Origin of the sequence: Neorhizobium tomejilense (assembly GCF_964254135.1) — a bacterium.
GTDB classification, from domain to species: Bacteria; Pseudomonadota; Alphaproteobacteria; order Rhizobiales; family Rhizobiaceae; genus Neorhizobium; species Neorhizobium tomejilense.
In genome coordinates this window covers 316,298-330,486 of the sequence record NZ_CAXUSO020000001.1, presented here as the reverse complement: position 1 = coordinate 330,486, position 14,189 = coordinate 316,298, and the positions used below count along the sequence as shown (strand labels likewise).

Genomic DNA, 14,189 nt, shown 5'->3' with positions numbered 1-14,189 from the left:
AATCAGCCGGCTATCTGTCCAGATCAGGCATTCCGAGCAAGGTAATTTTCATGGCCCGCGATACGACCGACCAGACACCGCTTACCTCGGTGTCCGAGCTTTCCGCCTACCTGGCGCAGGGACCGCGGCCGAAAGAAGATTTCCGCATCGGCACGGAGCATGAGAAATTCGCCTTTTTCCGGGGAGACAACAGCCCGGTTCCCTATTTCGGCGACGCCAGCATTTCCGCGCTGCTGAAAGGCATGGAAAAGAAGCTCGGCTGGGAGCCGATCATGGACGGCGAGAACATCATCGGGCTTGCCGAACATTCCGGCATGGGCGCGATCTCGATCGAACCCGGCGGCCAGTTCGAGCTTTCCGGCGCGCCGGTCGAGACCATCCATCAGACCTGTCGGGAATCCAACCAGCATCTCGCCGTTCTGCGCGAGATCGCCGAACCGATGGGCATCCGTTTTCTCGGCATCGGCGGCAGCCCGAAATGGACACTCGCGGAAACCCCGCGCATGCCGAAATCCCGTTACGACATCATGACGCGCTACATGCCGAAGGTCGGTTCCAAGGGCCTCGACATGATGTACCGCACCTGCACGATCCAGGTGAACCTCGACTTCTCCTCGGAGGAGGACATGGCCGCCAAGATGCGCGTGTCGATGAAGCTGCAATCGATCGCGACCGCGCTGTTTGCGTCCTCCCCGTTCACTGAAGGCAAGCCGAACGGCCTGGTCTCCTGGCGCGGCGACATCTGGCGCGACACCGACAACCAGCGTTCTGGCGTGCTACCCTTCGTGTTCAAACCAGATTTCGGCTTTGCCGACTATGTGGAATGGGCGCTCGACGTGCCGATGTATTTCATCGTTCGCGACGGCAAATATCACGACTGCACGCATGTCACCTTCCGCCAGTTCATGAACGGCGCCCTGAAAGGCGAAGTCAAGGACTGGGAACCGACGATGGGCGACTGGACAAACCACCTTTCCACCCTCTTCCCCGACGTTCGCCTGAAGCGTTTCCTCGAAATGCGCGGCGCCGATGGTGGCCCGTGGCGGCGGATCTGCGCGCTGCCGGCCTTCTGGGTCGGCCTGCTCTACGACGACACGGCGCTTGCCGACGCCGAAACGCTGACGGCCGACTGGACGGTCGAGGACGTCATCGCCATGCGCGATGCCGTGCCGGTCAAGGGCCTGAAGGCCGAAATCAAGGGCAAGTCGGTGCTCGACGTCGCCCGCGAGGCGGTAGCGATCTCCAAGGCGGGTTTGAAGGCGCGGGCGCGGCTCAACGGCGAAGGACAGGACGAAAGCATCTTCCTGCAACCGCTTGACGAAGTGCTCGCCAAGAAGACGACCATGGCGGACGACCTGCTGTCTCTCTATCACGGCCGCTGGAACGGCTCGGTCGAGCCGGTGTTCGAGGAATACCAATACTGACCAGATTGAGATCGGTTCTAAAAACCGGTTTCCGTCCAGCACTTTCCGGATATAGTGGTGCATCACACAACCGGAAAGGATTCTCCATGCTGCCACTGTTCGACATGATGCTCAGGGCTCAGAACGGCGCAGGCATGGAGGCGATCGCCAAGCAGTTCAACCTGGCCCAGGAACAGGCCACCCAGGCCATGGCGGCGCTGATGCCCGCTTTTTCCTCCGGGTTCAAGCGCACCAGCGCCAATCCCTATGATCTCACCTCGCTGATGAGCAGCATGGTGTCCGGCGCCTATGGCAAATATTTCGAGGACCTGACCAAGGCCTTCACGCCGCAGGGCACGATGGACGGCAACGCGGTGCTCGAAAAGCTGTTCGGCTCCAAGGAAGTCTCCCGCGCGATCGCAGCGCAGGCAGAACAGCTCACCGGGATCGGCCAGGAAGTCTTCAAGAAGATGATGCCGGCCATGGCCGACACATTGATGGGCGGGCTGTTCAAGCAGATGAGCGGTCAGATGACCGGCGCCAACGAGGCCTTCGCCGCCTCCCCCATCGGCCAGATGCAGCAGCAATGGCTGGAAAGCATGGGCCTGCAGCCGAAGGCTAAGCCCCAGGCGGCTGCCAATCCCTTCGACAATCCCTTCGCCCAGGCGATGCGCTCCATGTGGGGGCTCGACAAGCCGGAACAGCCGCAGCCTTCGAGCGGCAACCCGTTTGCGGACAATCCCTTCGCCAAGGCTTTCCAGGACATGATGGGCGGCGCCTTCACGAGCCCCAGCCCGGCGGCAGCCCCGACGCCCGAGAAATCCAAGGAAGCGCCGGCGGACGAATCCAATCCTTATCGCGACGTGCTGAACAACATGTTCGACAGCGGGCTTGAAGTGCAGAAGAGCTACCAGAAGAACATGGAAGCGATCTTCGACACCTATCTGCGCAATGGCACAGGCACCAATGCCGAGCCGGCGGCGACGCCTGTCGCTCCAAAGCCTTCCAAATAAAAAAAGCCCGGCACGGATCGACCGGCCGGGCAAGCAGCAGGGCTATTGGCTATCACCCTGCGGGGAAAAGGTCAGGCAAGATCAGCGATTGGCCGGTCTTGCAAAGCGGTGCCGCGCACGCTCGCGAGCGGAGCGGGACAGAAGCAGCGACGGATCATCCAGCACGCCGGACCGATCGAGCGCCATCACCACATCATGCCGTGTGATGCCGATATCGTTGAGCTGGCGGTCGTCGAGATCATGGAGGCGATTGCTCGCCAAACGATTGCGAAAGGCACGCCATACGGATTTCGTTCGCAGCATCACGACAGCCAGACGGCCTTGCGTGCCGCGCTCCTCGTGAACCAGATCGAGTTCAGTTCCGCAGTCGGTCGTGCTCATTGGTCTATCCTTTCGCAGGCACGAGAAAGGCCGTCCCTTCCGTGGAGGTCCGACGGAAAGGCTGCCCGGATTGGGTGCTCAGGGAAGAAGCACCCTTCGATTTTGATTTGCGATCTCCTTATCGCGTAAAACCTATTGATCAGTCCAACGAATGTTTCTAATGATTAGCATCAACCTCTCTGATGGATCATTCTCATGTCCGCACCGCTCGATATCGATCAGTTGCATACCTTTATTTCCATCGTCGACACCGGCAGTTTCACCAAGGCCGCCGATAGGGTGTTCAAAACTCAGTCCGCCGTGTCGATGCAGATGCGCCGTCTCGAGGAACGGATCGGCAAGCAGCTGTTCGCCAAGGACGGCCGCGGCAACCGGCTGACGGCGGAGGGCGAGAAGCTCCTGAACTATGCACGGCGCATCATCCGCCTGAACAACGAGGCGATCGCCGCCTTCGACGACAACCGTCTCGAGGGCACGCTCCGGATCGGCACGCCGGACGACTACGCCGACCGGTACATGCCCGAGATCATCGGCCGCTTTGCCAAGACCCACCCGAATGTCGAACTCTATATCGTCTGTGAGCCCTCGGTCAGCCTTGCCGAGAAGATGGCACGCGGCGAGCTGGATATCGCGCTCGTCACCCACAACCCGCGCCAGCGGATTTCCGACGTGATGCGCACGGAGCCGCTCTGCTGGGTCGCCTCAGCCAACCATCCGCTGAAGGACGATGCGCCGGTGCCGCTCGCGGTCGGCCGCCGCGATTGCCTTTGGCGGCAGCTTGCCTGTTCGGCGCTCGATGCAGACGGGCGCGAATACCAGGTCCTGTTCACGAGTTGGTCCTCGACCGTCGTCGCAGCCGCGGTGCTCGCGGGCATGGCCGTCTCGGTGCTGCCCGAGTCGGCGCTTCGCACCGGCATGAAGGTGCTGTCGTCCGCCGACGGCTTCCCGCCGCTGCCGCCGGTGCAGATCGGCCTGATGAAGCGGCCCGGACTTTCACCGTCGCTGATGAACGCCATCACCGACCACATCACCGCCTGCCTCGACAACATCTCGCCGGCCGTGATACCCGACGATCTCGACGGCGAGGTGAAAGCGTTCCAGCGCATGCCGCGGGCCCGGGCGACACAGGTGATGCCGGGGTGGTGAGACGACTAGCCGCCAAACGTTTGGCGGCTATCAGGAATGTTTATGGGCGTTGACGTAGGCACGAAGGACGTTCTGCATCTTCGTGAGGTGCCCCTTGCCATTGGCTTCCTCGAAGAAGAAATCGAAAACTTCCGGATCGATCTTCAAATGTACGGAGCGGGGTTTCGCAGGACTTTTTACGTCAGCCTTGGCCCAAAATTCCGCGCCAAGGTTTTCTGTATCCGGCGCCTTAGGGTCATGAAAAAGCTCCCCCGCCTCCCTCATTTTCCTCAGCTCTGTGAGCGATGCTATTCTGATATTCTGATCGGTCATGCCGACCTCCTTTCCACGCTGTTATCAGCCGGATCACGTCGCCGCGCTCGGTAAAATCGACGACGAAACACTCTCCCTCGACCATTCCCAGCGCGATCTTTCGGACCTCACCATAGTCGGCTCGATCATCTATGCGCGTTAGAATGGCCCCTTCGAAAATTCCGGCGGCATACAAAAAATCGACGCCACGTTCCTTGATCACCTGCTGCCGCTTCACATCGTCCCATTCGAATTCCATGGTGATTTCCCCGGCATCTGGCGATATCATACACAAATAGTGTACATTTTGATAGGGCAAAAAAGCCGGGCAAACCCGGCTTTTCTAACTTCGCAATATGCGGAGGTGGCGATTAAGCCAAATTTTTCTTGAAGAACGCCACCGAGCGGCTCCAGGCGAGATCGGCGGCTGTCTTGTCGTAGCGGGCCGACGAGGTATCGTTGTTGAAGGCGTGGTTGGCGCCGTCGTAGACGAAGATCTCGAAGGTCTTGTCGCCTTTTTCAAGCGCCGCCTTGAAGGCCGGAATGCCGGCATTGATGCGCTCGTCGAGACCGCCGTAATGCAGCATCAGCGGCGCCTTGATGGCGGGCACGTCCTCGGCTTTCGGCTGGGCGCCGTAATAGGCGACGCCAGCGTTGAGGCTGGGGGACTTCACGGCAAGATTGTTGACCGCGCCGCCACCCCAGCAGAAGCCGATCGCACCAACCTTGCCGTTCGCGCCGCTGATGCCGGCGAGATAGGTGCGGCTTGCTTCGCCATTGGCCGAAACCTCTTCAGGCTTCAGCGAGGAGAACATCTGCCGGGCCTGCTCTTCATCCGCCGGCGTGCCGCCCTGGGGCGACAGGAAATCGACGGCGAGCGCATTGAAGCCCTCGAGCGCCATACGGCGGGCGACGTCCTTGATATGGGCGTTGAGGCCGCGGTTCTCATGGATGACGAGGACGCCGCCGCGCGTGCCGGAGGCATTCTTGGGTTTTACGAGATAACCCTTCATCGTCACGCCGTTGGCGCCCGGATAGGTAACGTCCTCCGTGGCCAGCCGTTCGTCATTGGCAGGAATGATCTCCGCGATGGCGGAACTGGCGCCGATCAGGGGCGCGATTGCCGCAGCGGCCGCACCGGAGCCCGCGAGCTGGGTCAGCTTCTCCATGAAGCGACGGCGGTCTAAAGTCAGATGGGTGTATTCATCATAGGCGTCGATCATCGCCTGGGTGATCTTCGGTGTCTCGTTATCCATGGCTATTCCTCCGTAGCAGACCGTATGACGGAGAAATCTATACCGAGGACCTGCAGCTTGCAGATGAAACACTGAGTGATCCAAGTGCCCGATATTACACTTGTTCGTGAGGTCGGTTGATCGGCCGCTCCGCCAAAATTACGGCGGAAAGCCGCAAGCGCCGCTCTGCGAAGGTCGAGGGGGTCCGGCTTTCGACCCCATCTGGCGCTGGCTACGCTAGTTCAAAACCAGCCAGGCCGCGAGCCAGCCCCACATAGCCATCACCGCAAAAAAGCCGACCATGAAGATCGGGCGGCGATAGCGGAGCCGGTTGCTGGTGAGATGCACGTAGGAATGCGCATAGCGGGAAAGCACGAATATCCAGGCAAGCGCAACCGTGCCCCAATTGTCTGCAGTCGATACATAAAGGACGAGGCAAACGGCGTAGAACAGGATCGGTAGCTCAAACTGGTTCTTGAGGTTGTTGTGGACAATCAGGCTTTCGCGCGGCTCCTCCCGGTTTTCACGGAACTGACCGGCCGCGGCGCTGCCGGACTTCACAGCCATGTACCGCTTCCTCGACAGGAGCCAGTAGAGAAAGAAGACCAGCGCGGCATGCGCTATCATCGGCCAGAGCATCGCGTCGGTGGAAAGCATCGGTTCTCCTCATTCGTCAGAGGAACCCAATAACACGGGTTCGCCGATGCACAATGGCGTGCCGTCCGAGCGGCGCCACATGGTCTCACCACTGCCTGCGGACTACCCGACTTCGCAATGAGGCAAGGTCGCAGGCATCCAACCAACTATTTCCGAGGCTTGAGGAGGAGGAGGCACGCGACCTCCTCCGATCGAAACCGTCAGGCGCCAGAGCCCGGATAGTTGGGGCTCTCGCGGGTGATCGTCACGTCATGCGCGTGGCTTTCGCGCAGGCCTGCGCCGGAGATACGCACGAAGGTGGCGCGCTCCTGGAATTCCTTGAGATTGGCGCCGCCGACATAACCCATGGCCGCCTTCAGGCCGCCGCCGAGCTGATGCAGCACACCCGAGACCGGACCCTTGTAGGGAACCTGGCCTTCGATGCCTTCGGGAACCAGCTTCAGCGTATCACGCACTTCCGCCTGGAAATAACGGTCGGCGGAACCGCGGGCCATGGCGCCTACCGAGCCCATGCCGCGATAGGCTTTGAACGAGCGGCCCTGGTAGAGATAGACCTCGCCCGGGCTTTCGTCGGTGCCGGCCAGCAGCGAGCCGATCATCACGGCGGATGCACCGGCGGCGATCGCCTTGGCAAGGTCGCCCGAGAACTTGATGCCGCCGTCGGCGATGACGGGAATGTCCTGCACCCGTGCCGCTTCGACGGCCGACATGATCGCTGCGAGCTGCGGCACGCCGACGCCGGCGACGATACGGGTGGTGCAGATCGAGCCCGGGCCGATACCGACCTTGACCGCATCCGCACCGGCATCGATGAGCGCCTTGGTGCCGTCGGAGGTGGCAACATTGCCGGCCATGACGCGTACGTGGTTGGAGATGCGCTTGACGCGGGTGACGGCGTCGAGCACGCGCTGCGAGTGGCCGTGGGCCGTATCGACGACCAGCAGATCGACGCCGGCCTCGATGAGACGTTCGGCGCGCTCGAAACCATCGTCGCCAACGCTGATCGCGGCCGCAGCGCGCAGGCGCCCTTGAGCGTCCTTGGAGGCATTGGGATTGAGCTGGGACTTTTCGATATCTTTGACGGTGATGAGACCGACGCAACGACCTTCGCCATCCACCACCAGCAGCTTCTCGATGCGATGCTTGTGAAGAAGGCGCTTGGCTTCCGTCTGATCGACGCTGCTTTCCTTGACCGTGATGAGGTTCTCACGGGTCATCAGTTCGTAGATCTTCTGAGCCGGATCGGACGCAAAACGGACGTCGCGGTTGGTGAGAATGCCGACCAGCCGGCCCGGTACATGACCGCCGCCGTTCTCGACCACCGGAATACCGGAGATGCTGTAGGACTTCATCAGCGACAGCGCGTCGGCCAGCGTCGCGTCCGGGCCGATCGTCACCGGGTTGACGACCATGCCGCTTTCGAACTTCTTGACCTGGCGGACCTGTTCGGCCTGTTCGATCGGGGTCAGGTTACGGTGGATGACGCCGATGCCGCCGGCCTGCGCCATGGCAATGGCAAGCCGGCTTTCCGTCACCGTATCCATGGCCGAGGAAATGATCGGCAGGTTGAGTTCGATATCCTGGGCGATGCTCGTGGCGATATTCGTCTGGCCCGGCATGACTTCGGAATGGCCGGGCTGCAGGAGCACGTCGTCGAAGGTAAGCGCATCTGCGCCGGTTGCGGTTTCAATGATGCGTGCCATTGCCAAATTCCTTCGATCTAGAAAATGCGGGATGCGCTCAGGAACGACTCTATACGTCCCGACGCTCCGGCAACAATTGCTTGGAAGTTGGCGAGGGCTGGTAACACGTTCATGACAAGAAGGGAATAGCAAAAACCCGAGAGAGGCTTCTCCCGGGTTTCGATTGCTTTTCAACAATAATCAGATGTCGAACTGATAGCTCTTCGGCACGAACCGGTAGCCGGTATCCTGCTTTTCGACGAAACCGACCGCCGGGAAGGGCATATGATAGCCGAGGAAGGCGACCTTGTCCGTGGCGATCATGTCGAGGACCTTCTTGCGGGTGGCCGCCCCCTGCGCCTTGTCCATGTCGAAACGCACCTCCCATTCGGGCCGCTGAAGCGACAGGACGTAGTGGTTGACCGTATCGGCAGCGAGGATCAGGCGCTTGCCTTGCGATTCGATATTGAAATTCAGCATGCCGGGCGTATGGCCCGGCGCCAACATGGCGGTGATGCCGGAAACCACTTCGCCGCCATCCTTCAGGAAGGTCATCTTTTCGGCAAGCGGCTTCACATTGGCGAGCACGCTCTTCTGGTTGCCCTCTGCAGGCGTGCCGGCGCGGGCGGCATCGGTCCAGAAGTCGTATTCCACCTGGCCCGTGATGTAACGCGCTTTCGGGAAAGCCGGCTTGCCGTCTTCCATGAGGCCGCCGATATGGTCGCCATGCATGTGGGTGATGACGACGATCGAGATATCCTCCGGCATGTAGCCAGCGGCTGCCAATCCTTCGATCAGGCGTCCGACCCCCTGGGCGCGGCCCGGTTTACCGAGGCCGGTATCGAACAGGATCACGTTGCTACCGGTATCGATCAGCGTCGGAGAGAAACTGTTGACGAACTGGTCCGTCGGCAGAAAATTCTCAGTGAGCAGCGCTGCGAGCGTTTCGGGCGGCTGCTTGAGGCCAAAGGTTTCGCCGGGAGCACCGGAGGGGCGGGCGCCGTCCTTCACCGCCAGAACCTGGAAACCACCGAGTTTGAATTTGTGAATATCCGGCGGGGTCACATGATCGATAGCCAGTTTCTGTTTCTCCTGGGCAAAAGCCCCGGCATTGATGATCGCCGGAGCGGCGAGAATGCCCAAACCGGCTGTGCCGATAAGGGTGCGCCGTCCGATACCTGAATTCGTCATGATGTCGCTGCCTCCTGGAATTGTGCCGGACCGTCAAGATCGGGTCCTATCCGGTGGAACATAACCGCGCGCCCTGCCGAGGAAATCCGATCTCACGCAGACGTGACCCAAAATCCGAAACGGTGAGATTCCGCAATTGGCAGACGGGACCAACAGGTCTATGGACGGGCCAATTCCCGCCATTGTAGGCACCCCATGAATCGCATCGTTCCGCTCATTCTCGCCGTCGCCCTTTTCATGGAGCAGATGGACTCCACCGTCATTGCGACCGCGCTTCCGGCGATCGCCGCCGACCTCAATGTAGGGCCGATCACGCTCAAACTGGCGCTGACTTCCTACATGGTGGCGCTCGCCATGTTCATCCCGATCAGCGGCTGGATGGCGGACCGCTTCGGCGCCAAGAAAATCTTTCGCGTCGCGATCTTCGTCTTTGTCATCGGCTCGATCTGCTGCGCCTTCTCCTCGGATCTTCTGCAGTTCGTGCTGTCGCGCTTTCTGCAGGGCATGGGCGGGGCGATGATGACGCCGGTCGCGCGCCTGGTTCTCTTGCGCACCACGAAACGCAGCGAACTCGTCTCGGCCATGGCGCTGCTCACCATTCCGGCACTGGTTGGCCCCCTCACCGGCCCTCCGATCGGCGGTTTCATCACCACCTATTTCACCTGGCACTGGATCTTCCTGATCAACGTGCCCGTCGGCCTGCTCGGCATCTATCTCGCGACAATCTTCCTGCCGGAGATCGAGACCACCAATCCTCCCTCGATCGACTGGTGGGGGTTCTTCCTGACCTCGGTCACCGCCGCCGGCACGGTCTTCGGACTTTCGGTCGTCGGCCTTCCGGCGCTACCGCCGGCCGTTGGCATCACGGCGACGGCATTGGGGCTCGCAGCCGGGGTCGCCTATGTGGTCCATGCGCGCAGCCATCCCGCGCCGATCCTCAACCTGCGGCTCTTCAAGGACGATGCGTTCCGGGCCGCCAGCAGCAGCGGTACGCTGTTCCGCATCTCGACAGGGGCCATTCCGTTCCTGATGCCGCTGATGCTGCAGCTCGGTTTCGGCCTCAACCCTTTCCAATCCGGCCTCATCACGTTTGCGGGCGCGCTCGGCGCGCTGATCGTGAAGTTCGTCGCGCGCCGCGTCTTCGCGATGACCGGCTTCAAGATGACGCTGATCGTCGCGGGCGTGCTCGGCGCGGCGACCACAGCGGCAAACGGCTTTTTCACGCCGGAAACCTCCCACGCGCTGATCGTCGCCTTCCTGCTGATGTCGGGTGTCTGCCGTTCCTTCTTCTTCACCGGCTCGAATGCACTCAGCTATTCCGAGATCAGCGACGAACAGGCAAGCCAGGCGACCTCGATCGCCTCCGTCATGCAGCAGATCAGCATGGCGCTGGGCGTCGCCTTTGCGGCCTTCATCCTCGAAGCCTCGGCGGCGGTCACCGGCACGCACCTGCAGCTCTTCGACTTCCACCTGGCTTTCTTCCTGGTGGCGGCCCTTTCGCTTCTGGCGATCATGCCCCTGCTGAGACTGGACCCGATGACGGGTGCTGCCGTTTCCGGCCACGGAGCCGCCAAGATCCAGCCGGAAGCCGGCGAGTAATCAGGCCCGGTCGTCCAGGTCGGTGTCTTCGGCTTCGACGTATTCCACGTCAGCATCCTCCACCTCGGATTCTGGGGCAGTCTCGCCGGCCCTGCGGCCCTTGAAATGCTTGGCAAGCAGGAACATCTCGACCGATTCCTGGCGGGATGCGCCCGGTTTGACGTGGATGACCTGCTTGAAATTCTGCTTCAGCATGTTGAGCAGGTCGCGTTCGGTGCCGCCCTGGAAGGTCTTGGCGAGGAAATGGCCGCCCTCGCCCAGCACCTCGACCGCGAAATGCGCCGCCACCTCGCACAGATGCATGGTGCGCAGGTGATCGGTCTTCTGGTGGCCGGTGGTCGGCGCCGCCATGTCCGAAATGACCACGTCCGGCGTGCCGCCGATCGCTTCCATCAACAGGCGCGGCGCTTCCGGATCGAGGAAGTCGAGCTGCAGGATCTTGACGCCGGCGAGCGGCGCCATTTCCAGGAAATCGATCGCCGCGACGCGGATATCATCATCGGTCGAACCGGTGACATTGGCGGCGATCTGCGACCAGCTTCCCGGTGCAGCACCCAGATCGATGATGCGGCGGGCGCCTTTGAGGATCTGATGTTTTTCGTCGATCTCCAGCAGCTTGAAGGCCGCGCGGGCGCGATATCCTTCGAGTTTGGCGCGCTGGACGTAAGGGTCGTTGATATGGCGCTCGAGCCAGCGCCGCGACGACGCCTTGAGCTTGCCCTTCTTGACCTTCTGGCCGAGCTTGCGGCCAGTGCGATTGCCGCTACCGGGGGATTTGGAGGGTGGTTTCGTCATCGCCTTGCTCCAGCCTCATCCTGTCCGCCGGCACCTTGACTGCCCGCCTGATTGCCCCCTGTGCGGCGCGGCCGCACCCGGCGCCACACGCCGTCATCGGCCATCATGTCCGTCAACAGGCCCTCGCGCAGGCCCCGGTCGGCCACCCGCATGCGCTGGCTCGGCCAGCGGCGGCGGATCGCTTCCAGAATGGCGCAGCCGGCCAGCACCAGATCGGCCCGGTCCGGACCGATGCAGGGATTGGCGGCACGGCCGGCAAAATCCCAGGAGAGCAGCTTTGCCTGCATGGCGGAGACTTCCGCATCCGACAGCCACAGGCCATCAACCTTGCGGCGGTCGTAGCGCGGCAGGTCGAGATGCACGCCGGCAAGCGTGGTCACCGTGCCCGACGTGCCGATCAGATGGAAATCCTCGGCGCCCTGGCGGCGGAAGGCGGCAAGCGGTGGGCAATCGAAACCGGCCAGCATGCCTTCGACTTCCGTCACCATGGCGCTGAACACTTCCGGCGTCACGTCGCGCCCGCCATGCCGTTCAGACAGCGTCACGACGCCGACCGGAAGCGAGGTCCAATGGGTGATGTGATTGGCAAGCCGGCTCGAACGGCTGTCATCGATGCGGATGACGGCGATTTCCGACGAACCGCCGCCGATATCGAAGAGAACGACGGACCGCGCCTCGCGGCCGACCAGCGACGAGCATCCCGACACGGCAAGCCGCGCCTCGGTCTCGCGATCGATGATTTCCAGCTCCAGCCCGGTTTCCGAGATCACCCGCGCCAGAAATTCCTCGCCGTTCTCGGCAGCCCGGCAGGCTTCGGTTGCGATCAGCCGCATGCGGCGGATCGGCCGGTTGGCGAGCTTGGTGGCGCAGATGCGCAACGCTTCGACCGCACGGTCCATGGCATCCTGCGACAGCCGGCGGCTGGTGCCGAGCCCTTCGCCGAGACGGACGATCCGTGAAAACGCATCGACGACGCGAAACTGGCCCGGCCTTGTCGGCTGGGCGATCAGCAGGCGGCAATTGTTGGTGCCGAGGTCGAGCGCCGCATAGAGATCGTTGACGTAGGAGAATTTTTCGCCGCGCTGCTCCGCGCCCGGGCTTTCGGCTCCTGCCCTACCGCGCACATCCTTGGAGGAAACCTGGCCTGAACCGGCAGGCGCTGGAGCTTTGGCCACACCAGGCGCCGCCTTGGCAGGCGTCAGCGGCCGGCCCTGCAGGCCGCGACCGCCTCTGTTCTTCTTGCGCCGATTGCGCGACGACGACTTGGCCGAGTGCGGCTGTTGCCCGCCCTCGCCACGAACCGGAACCTGCTGTGCTGCGGGTGCGATGTTCGCCCCCTGTACCGGCTGCTGGGCGCCCGCGGATTTCGCGCGGCGCCGCTTGCGCTTGCGCGCCGACGGGTTGGGTTCCTGGCTGTTGGGACGTCCGGCAGAGGCGGCCGAATCGACCGCTTCCGAATTGGTTACAGGCGCCGCGTCACGACGTTTGCCGTTCCGCTTCGCCTTCCGACGCCTCGAGGATTTACCCTCTCCGCGCGGTACCGCCGACGCCCCGCCTTCCGGCGGCTTTGCGCCGCTATCGGGGTCCATCACTGTTAAGTCCATCTCGCCGCGCAAAGCCTCTTGAAGGTATGCCGCTGGCGTCTGATTGTTTCGTTGGTGCGAAGATAACAGGCGGGGGCGATTTCGCCAACGGCTTTTTGCCGACCATGTCATTGCCCTGTCATCAGCCGACTTTTGAGCTTTTCCGCGCCTAAGACGAGAAAGCCTCCGCAGCGTCGATTTTTTTCGAAATCGGTATTTGCAATCCGCGCGCTTTTGTTTATAAGCGCCGCACACCGGCCCGGGCATTCACCGGCGCACCCTGCTGGGGAATAGTTCAACGGTAGAACGACGGACTCTGACTCCGTTAATCTTGGTTCGAATCCAGGTTCCCCAGCCAATTCTCCCTAAAAGCCCTTAATTCCTTGATTTTCCAGTCGCGCCGGATATCGTTTTGGCATCATTGGCGACCTGATGCCCACGCGCGAAATCGCGCAGCGGCGTCGCTCCCGGCCGCCGGCTTCTACTCAGCCCTTATTGTTCGGACCATAAGAAGGCGCAGATCACGCGGAGGAAGCGGATAAGCGCGCTTATTCCGCCGCCGCCTTCGCTCCCTCCTTCCGGCTTTCCCATTCCTGCGGGGTCAGCGTCTTGATGTCGAACTGATCGCGGGTCCGGGCATAGGTGTGCCCGCCCATGCGCCCCACCGCGTCCATGAGCTGCTGGTCGATATGCAGGTTCGATGGGTTGACGGCGTCGCTGCGGACATAGACGCCGAGCACCTCGCCTAAGATGATTTCCCGCGCCGGGCCGACCTGCAGGGTGGTGTGACGGCGGCACTCGAGCGCTGCAGGCGCCGCGAGAATGCGCGGGCTGCGCACCATCTGGCCGGGGACGGTCGCAAGGCCTGCCTCCTCCATCTCGTCGACCTCGGGGCCGAACTTGATGGCGCAGACCTCCATCTGGTCGACCAGCGCGTTATCGCAGATGTGGACCGTGAACTCTCCGGTCTCGCGGATGTTTCGCGCCGTGTCCTTGAAACGCATGTCCGAATAGTTCTCGACGCCGATAGCGACGATGGCCGGATCATGGGTCAGCACGTTGAAGAAGCTGAACGGTCCGGCATTGGGCTGCCCTTGCCTGCTGACCGTCGTCACCAGGGCGATGGGGCGCGGGATCACGGTGCCGATCAGAAGCTTGTAGCGCTCGCGCTCGTTAAGCTTGGCGAAATCGAAATGAGTATGGTCGGTCATGT

At 62.0% G+C, this 14,189-nt stretch carries 14 protein-coding genes and 1 tRNA gene; 5 read left to right on the top strand and 10 right to left on the bottom strand.

Translation table 11 applies throughout. The features are described from left to right. Positions 1-50: 50 nt before the first annotated feature. Both ACSQ3G_RS01625 and ACSQ3G_RS01620 read left to right on the top strand, forming a co-directional pair. Complete coding sequence (locus ACSQ3G_RS01625; RefSeq protein ID WP_436108801.1) at positions 51-1,424, top strand: glutamate--cysteine ligase; 1,374 nt, start codon at positions 51-53, stop codon at positions 1,422-1,424. An 86-nt stretch (positions 1,425-1,510) separates the two neighbouring features. Then, positions 1,511-2,416 carry a DUF937 domain-containing protein gene (locus ACSQ3G_RS01620; RefSeq protein WP_436108800.1) on the top strand — a complete coding sequence of 302 codons (906 nt, stop codon included), beginning with the start codon at positions 1,511-1,513 and terminating at the stop codon, positions 2,414-2,416. 81 nt (positions 2,417-2,497) lie between these two features. On the opposite strand, the gene ACSQ3G_RS01615 is transcribed toward ACSQ3G_RS01620, so the two are convergent. Beyond that, positions 2,498-2,797 carry a YjiS-like domain-containing protein gene (locus ACSQ3G_RS01615; RefSeq protein ID WP_105402102.1) on the bottom strand — a complete coding sequence of 100 codons (300 nt, stop codon included), beginning with the start codon at positions 2,795-2,797 and terminating at the stop codon, positions 2,498-2,500. Between the two features lie 195 nt (positions 2,798-2,992). Between ACSQ3G_RS01615 and ACSQ3G_RS01610 the strand changes: the two genes are divergently transcribed. Next, positions 2,993-3,943, top strand: a complete 951-nt coding sequence (locus tag ACSQ3G_RS01610; protein WP_105402103.1) for a LysR substrate-binding domain-containing protein — start codon at positions 2,993-2,995, stop codon at positions 3,941-3,943. Between the two features lie 30 nt (positions 3,944-3,973). Here ACSQ3G_RS01610 and ACSQ3G_RS01605 read toward each other — a convergent pair whose 3' ends face one another. The 6 genes from ACSQ3G_RS01605 to ACSQ3G_RS01580 all read right to left on the bottom strand — a co-directional run bounded on the left by ACSQ3G_RS01605 (position 3,974) and on the right by ACSQ3G_RS01580 (position 8,999). Next, entirely contained in the window at positions 3,974-4,255 is a 282-nt protein-coding gene (locus ACSQ3G_RS01605; RefSeq protein ID WP_436111766.1) for a BrnA antitoxin family protein, read from the bottom strand. Then, positions 4,179-4,493, bottom strand: coding sequence for a BrnT family toxin (locus tag ACSQ3G_RS01600; RefSeq protein WP_436108799.1), 315 nt, complete (start codon positions 4,491-4,493; stop codon positions 4,179-4,181). The genes ACSQ3G_RS01605 and ACSQ3G_RS01600 overlap by 77 nt, the downstream gene beginning before the upstream one ends. 112 nt (positions 4,494-4,605) lie before the next feature. After that, positions 4,606-5,490: a dienelactone hydrolase family protein gene (locus ACSQ3G_RS01595; RefSeq protein WP_436108798.1), complete on the bottom strand. Its 885-nt coding sequence runs from the start codon at positions 5,488-5,490 to the stop codon at positions 4,606-4,608. A gap of 216 nt (positions 5,491-5,706) precedes the next feature. Next, positions 5,707-6,126, bottom strand: coding sequence for an MAPEG family protein (locus ACSQ3G_RS01590; RefSeq protein ID WP_436108797.1), 420 nt, complete (start codon positions 6,124-6,126; stop codon positions 5,707-5,709). Between the two features lie 200 nt (positions 6,127-6,326). Further along, on the bottom strand, positions 6,327-7,829 hold the full coding sequence (gene guaB / locus ACSQ3G_RS01585) for an IMP dehydrogenase (RefSeq protein WP_436108796.1): 1,503 nt from the start codon (positions 7,827-7,829) through the stop codon (positions 6,327-6,329). 180 nt (positions 7,830-8,009) lie between these two features. Beyond that, on the bottom strand, positions 8,010-8,999 hold the full coding sequence (locus ACSQ3G_RS01580; protein WP_172723973.1) for an MBL fold metallo-hydrolase: 990 nt from the start codon (positions 8,997-8,999) through the stop codon (positions 8,010-8,012). A gap of 195 nt (positions 9,000-9,194) precedes the next feature. Between ACSQ3G_RS01580 and ACSQ3G_RS01575 the strand changes: the two genes are divergently transcribed. Then, positions 9,195-10,598: a DHA2 family efflux MFS transporter permease subunit gene (locus ACSQ3G_RS01575; protein ID WP_436108795.1), complete on the top strand. Its 1,404-nt coding sequence runs from the start codon at positions 9,195-9,197 to the stop codon at positions 10,596-10,598. On the opposite strand, the gene ACSQ3G_RS01570 is transcribed toward ACSQ3G_RS01575, so the two are convergent. After that, positions 10,599-11,393 (bottom strand): RlmE family RNA methyltransferase, encoded by a 795-nt coding sequence (locus tag ACSQ3G_RS01570; RefSeq protein WP_436108794.1) that lies wholly within the window; start codon positions 11,391-11,393, stop codon positions 10,599-10,601. It lies immediately after the preceding gene. Beyond that, the gene (locus ACSQ3G_RS01565; protein WP_436111649.1) at positions 11,390-12,982 is read right to left on the bottom strand and encodes a Ppx/GppA phosphatase family protein; all 1,593 of its coding nucleotides are present in this window, start codon (positions 12,980-12,982) and stop codon (positions 11,390-11,392) included. The genes ACSQ3G_RS01570 and ACSQ3G_RS01565 overlap by 4 nt, the downstream gene beginning before the upstream one ends. Positions 12,983-13,260: 278 nt before the next feature. Between ACSQ3G_RS01565 and ACSQ3G_RS01560 the strand changes: the two genes are divergently transcribed. Next, a tRNA-Gln gene (locus ACSQ3G_RS01560) sits at positions 13,261-13,334 on the top strand. A 190-nt stretch (positions 13,335-13,524) separates the two neighbouring features. Here ACSQ3G_RS01560 and ACSQ3G_RS01555 read toward each other — a convergent pair. Then, complete coding sequence (locus ACSQ3G_RS01555; protein WP_046664659.1) at positions 13,525-14,187, bottom strand: flavin reductase family protein; 663 nt, start codon at positions 14,185-14,187, stop codon at positions 13,525-13,527. Positions 14,188-14,189 lie beyond the last annotated feature (2 nt).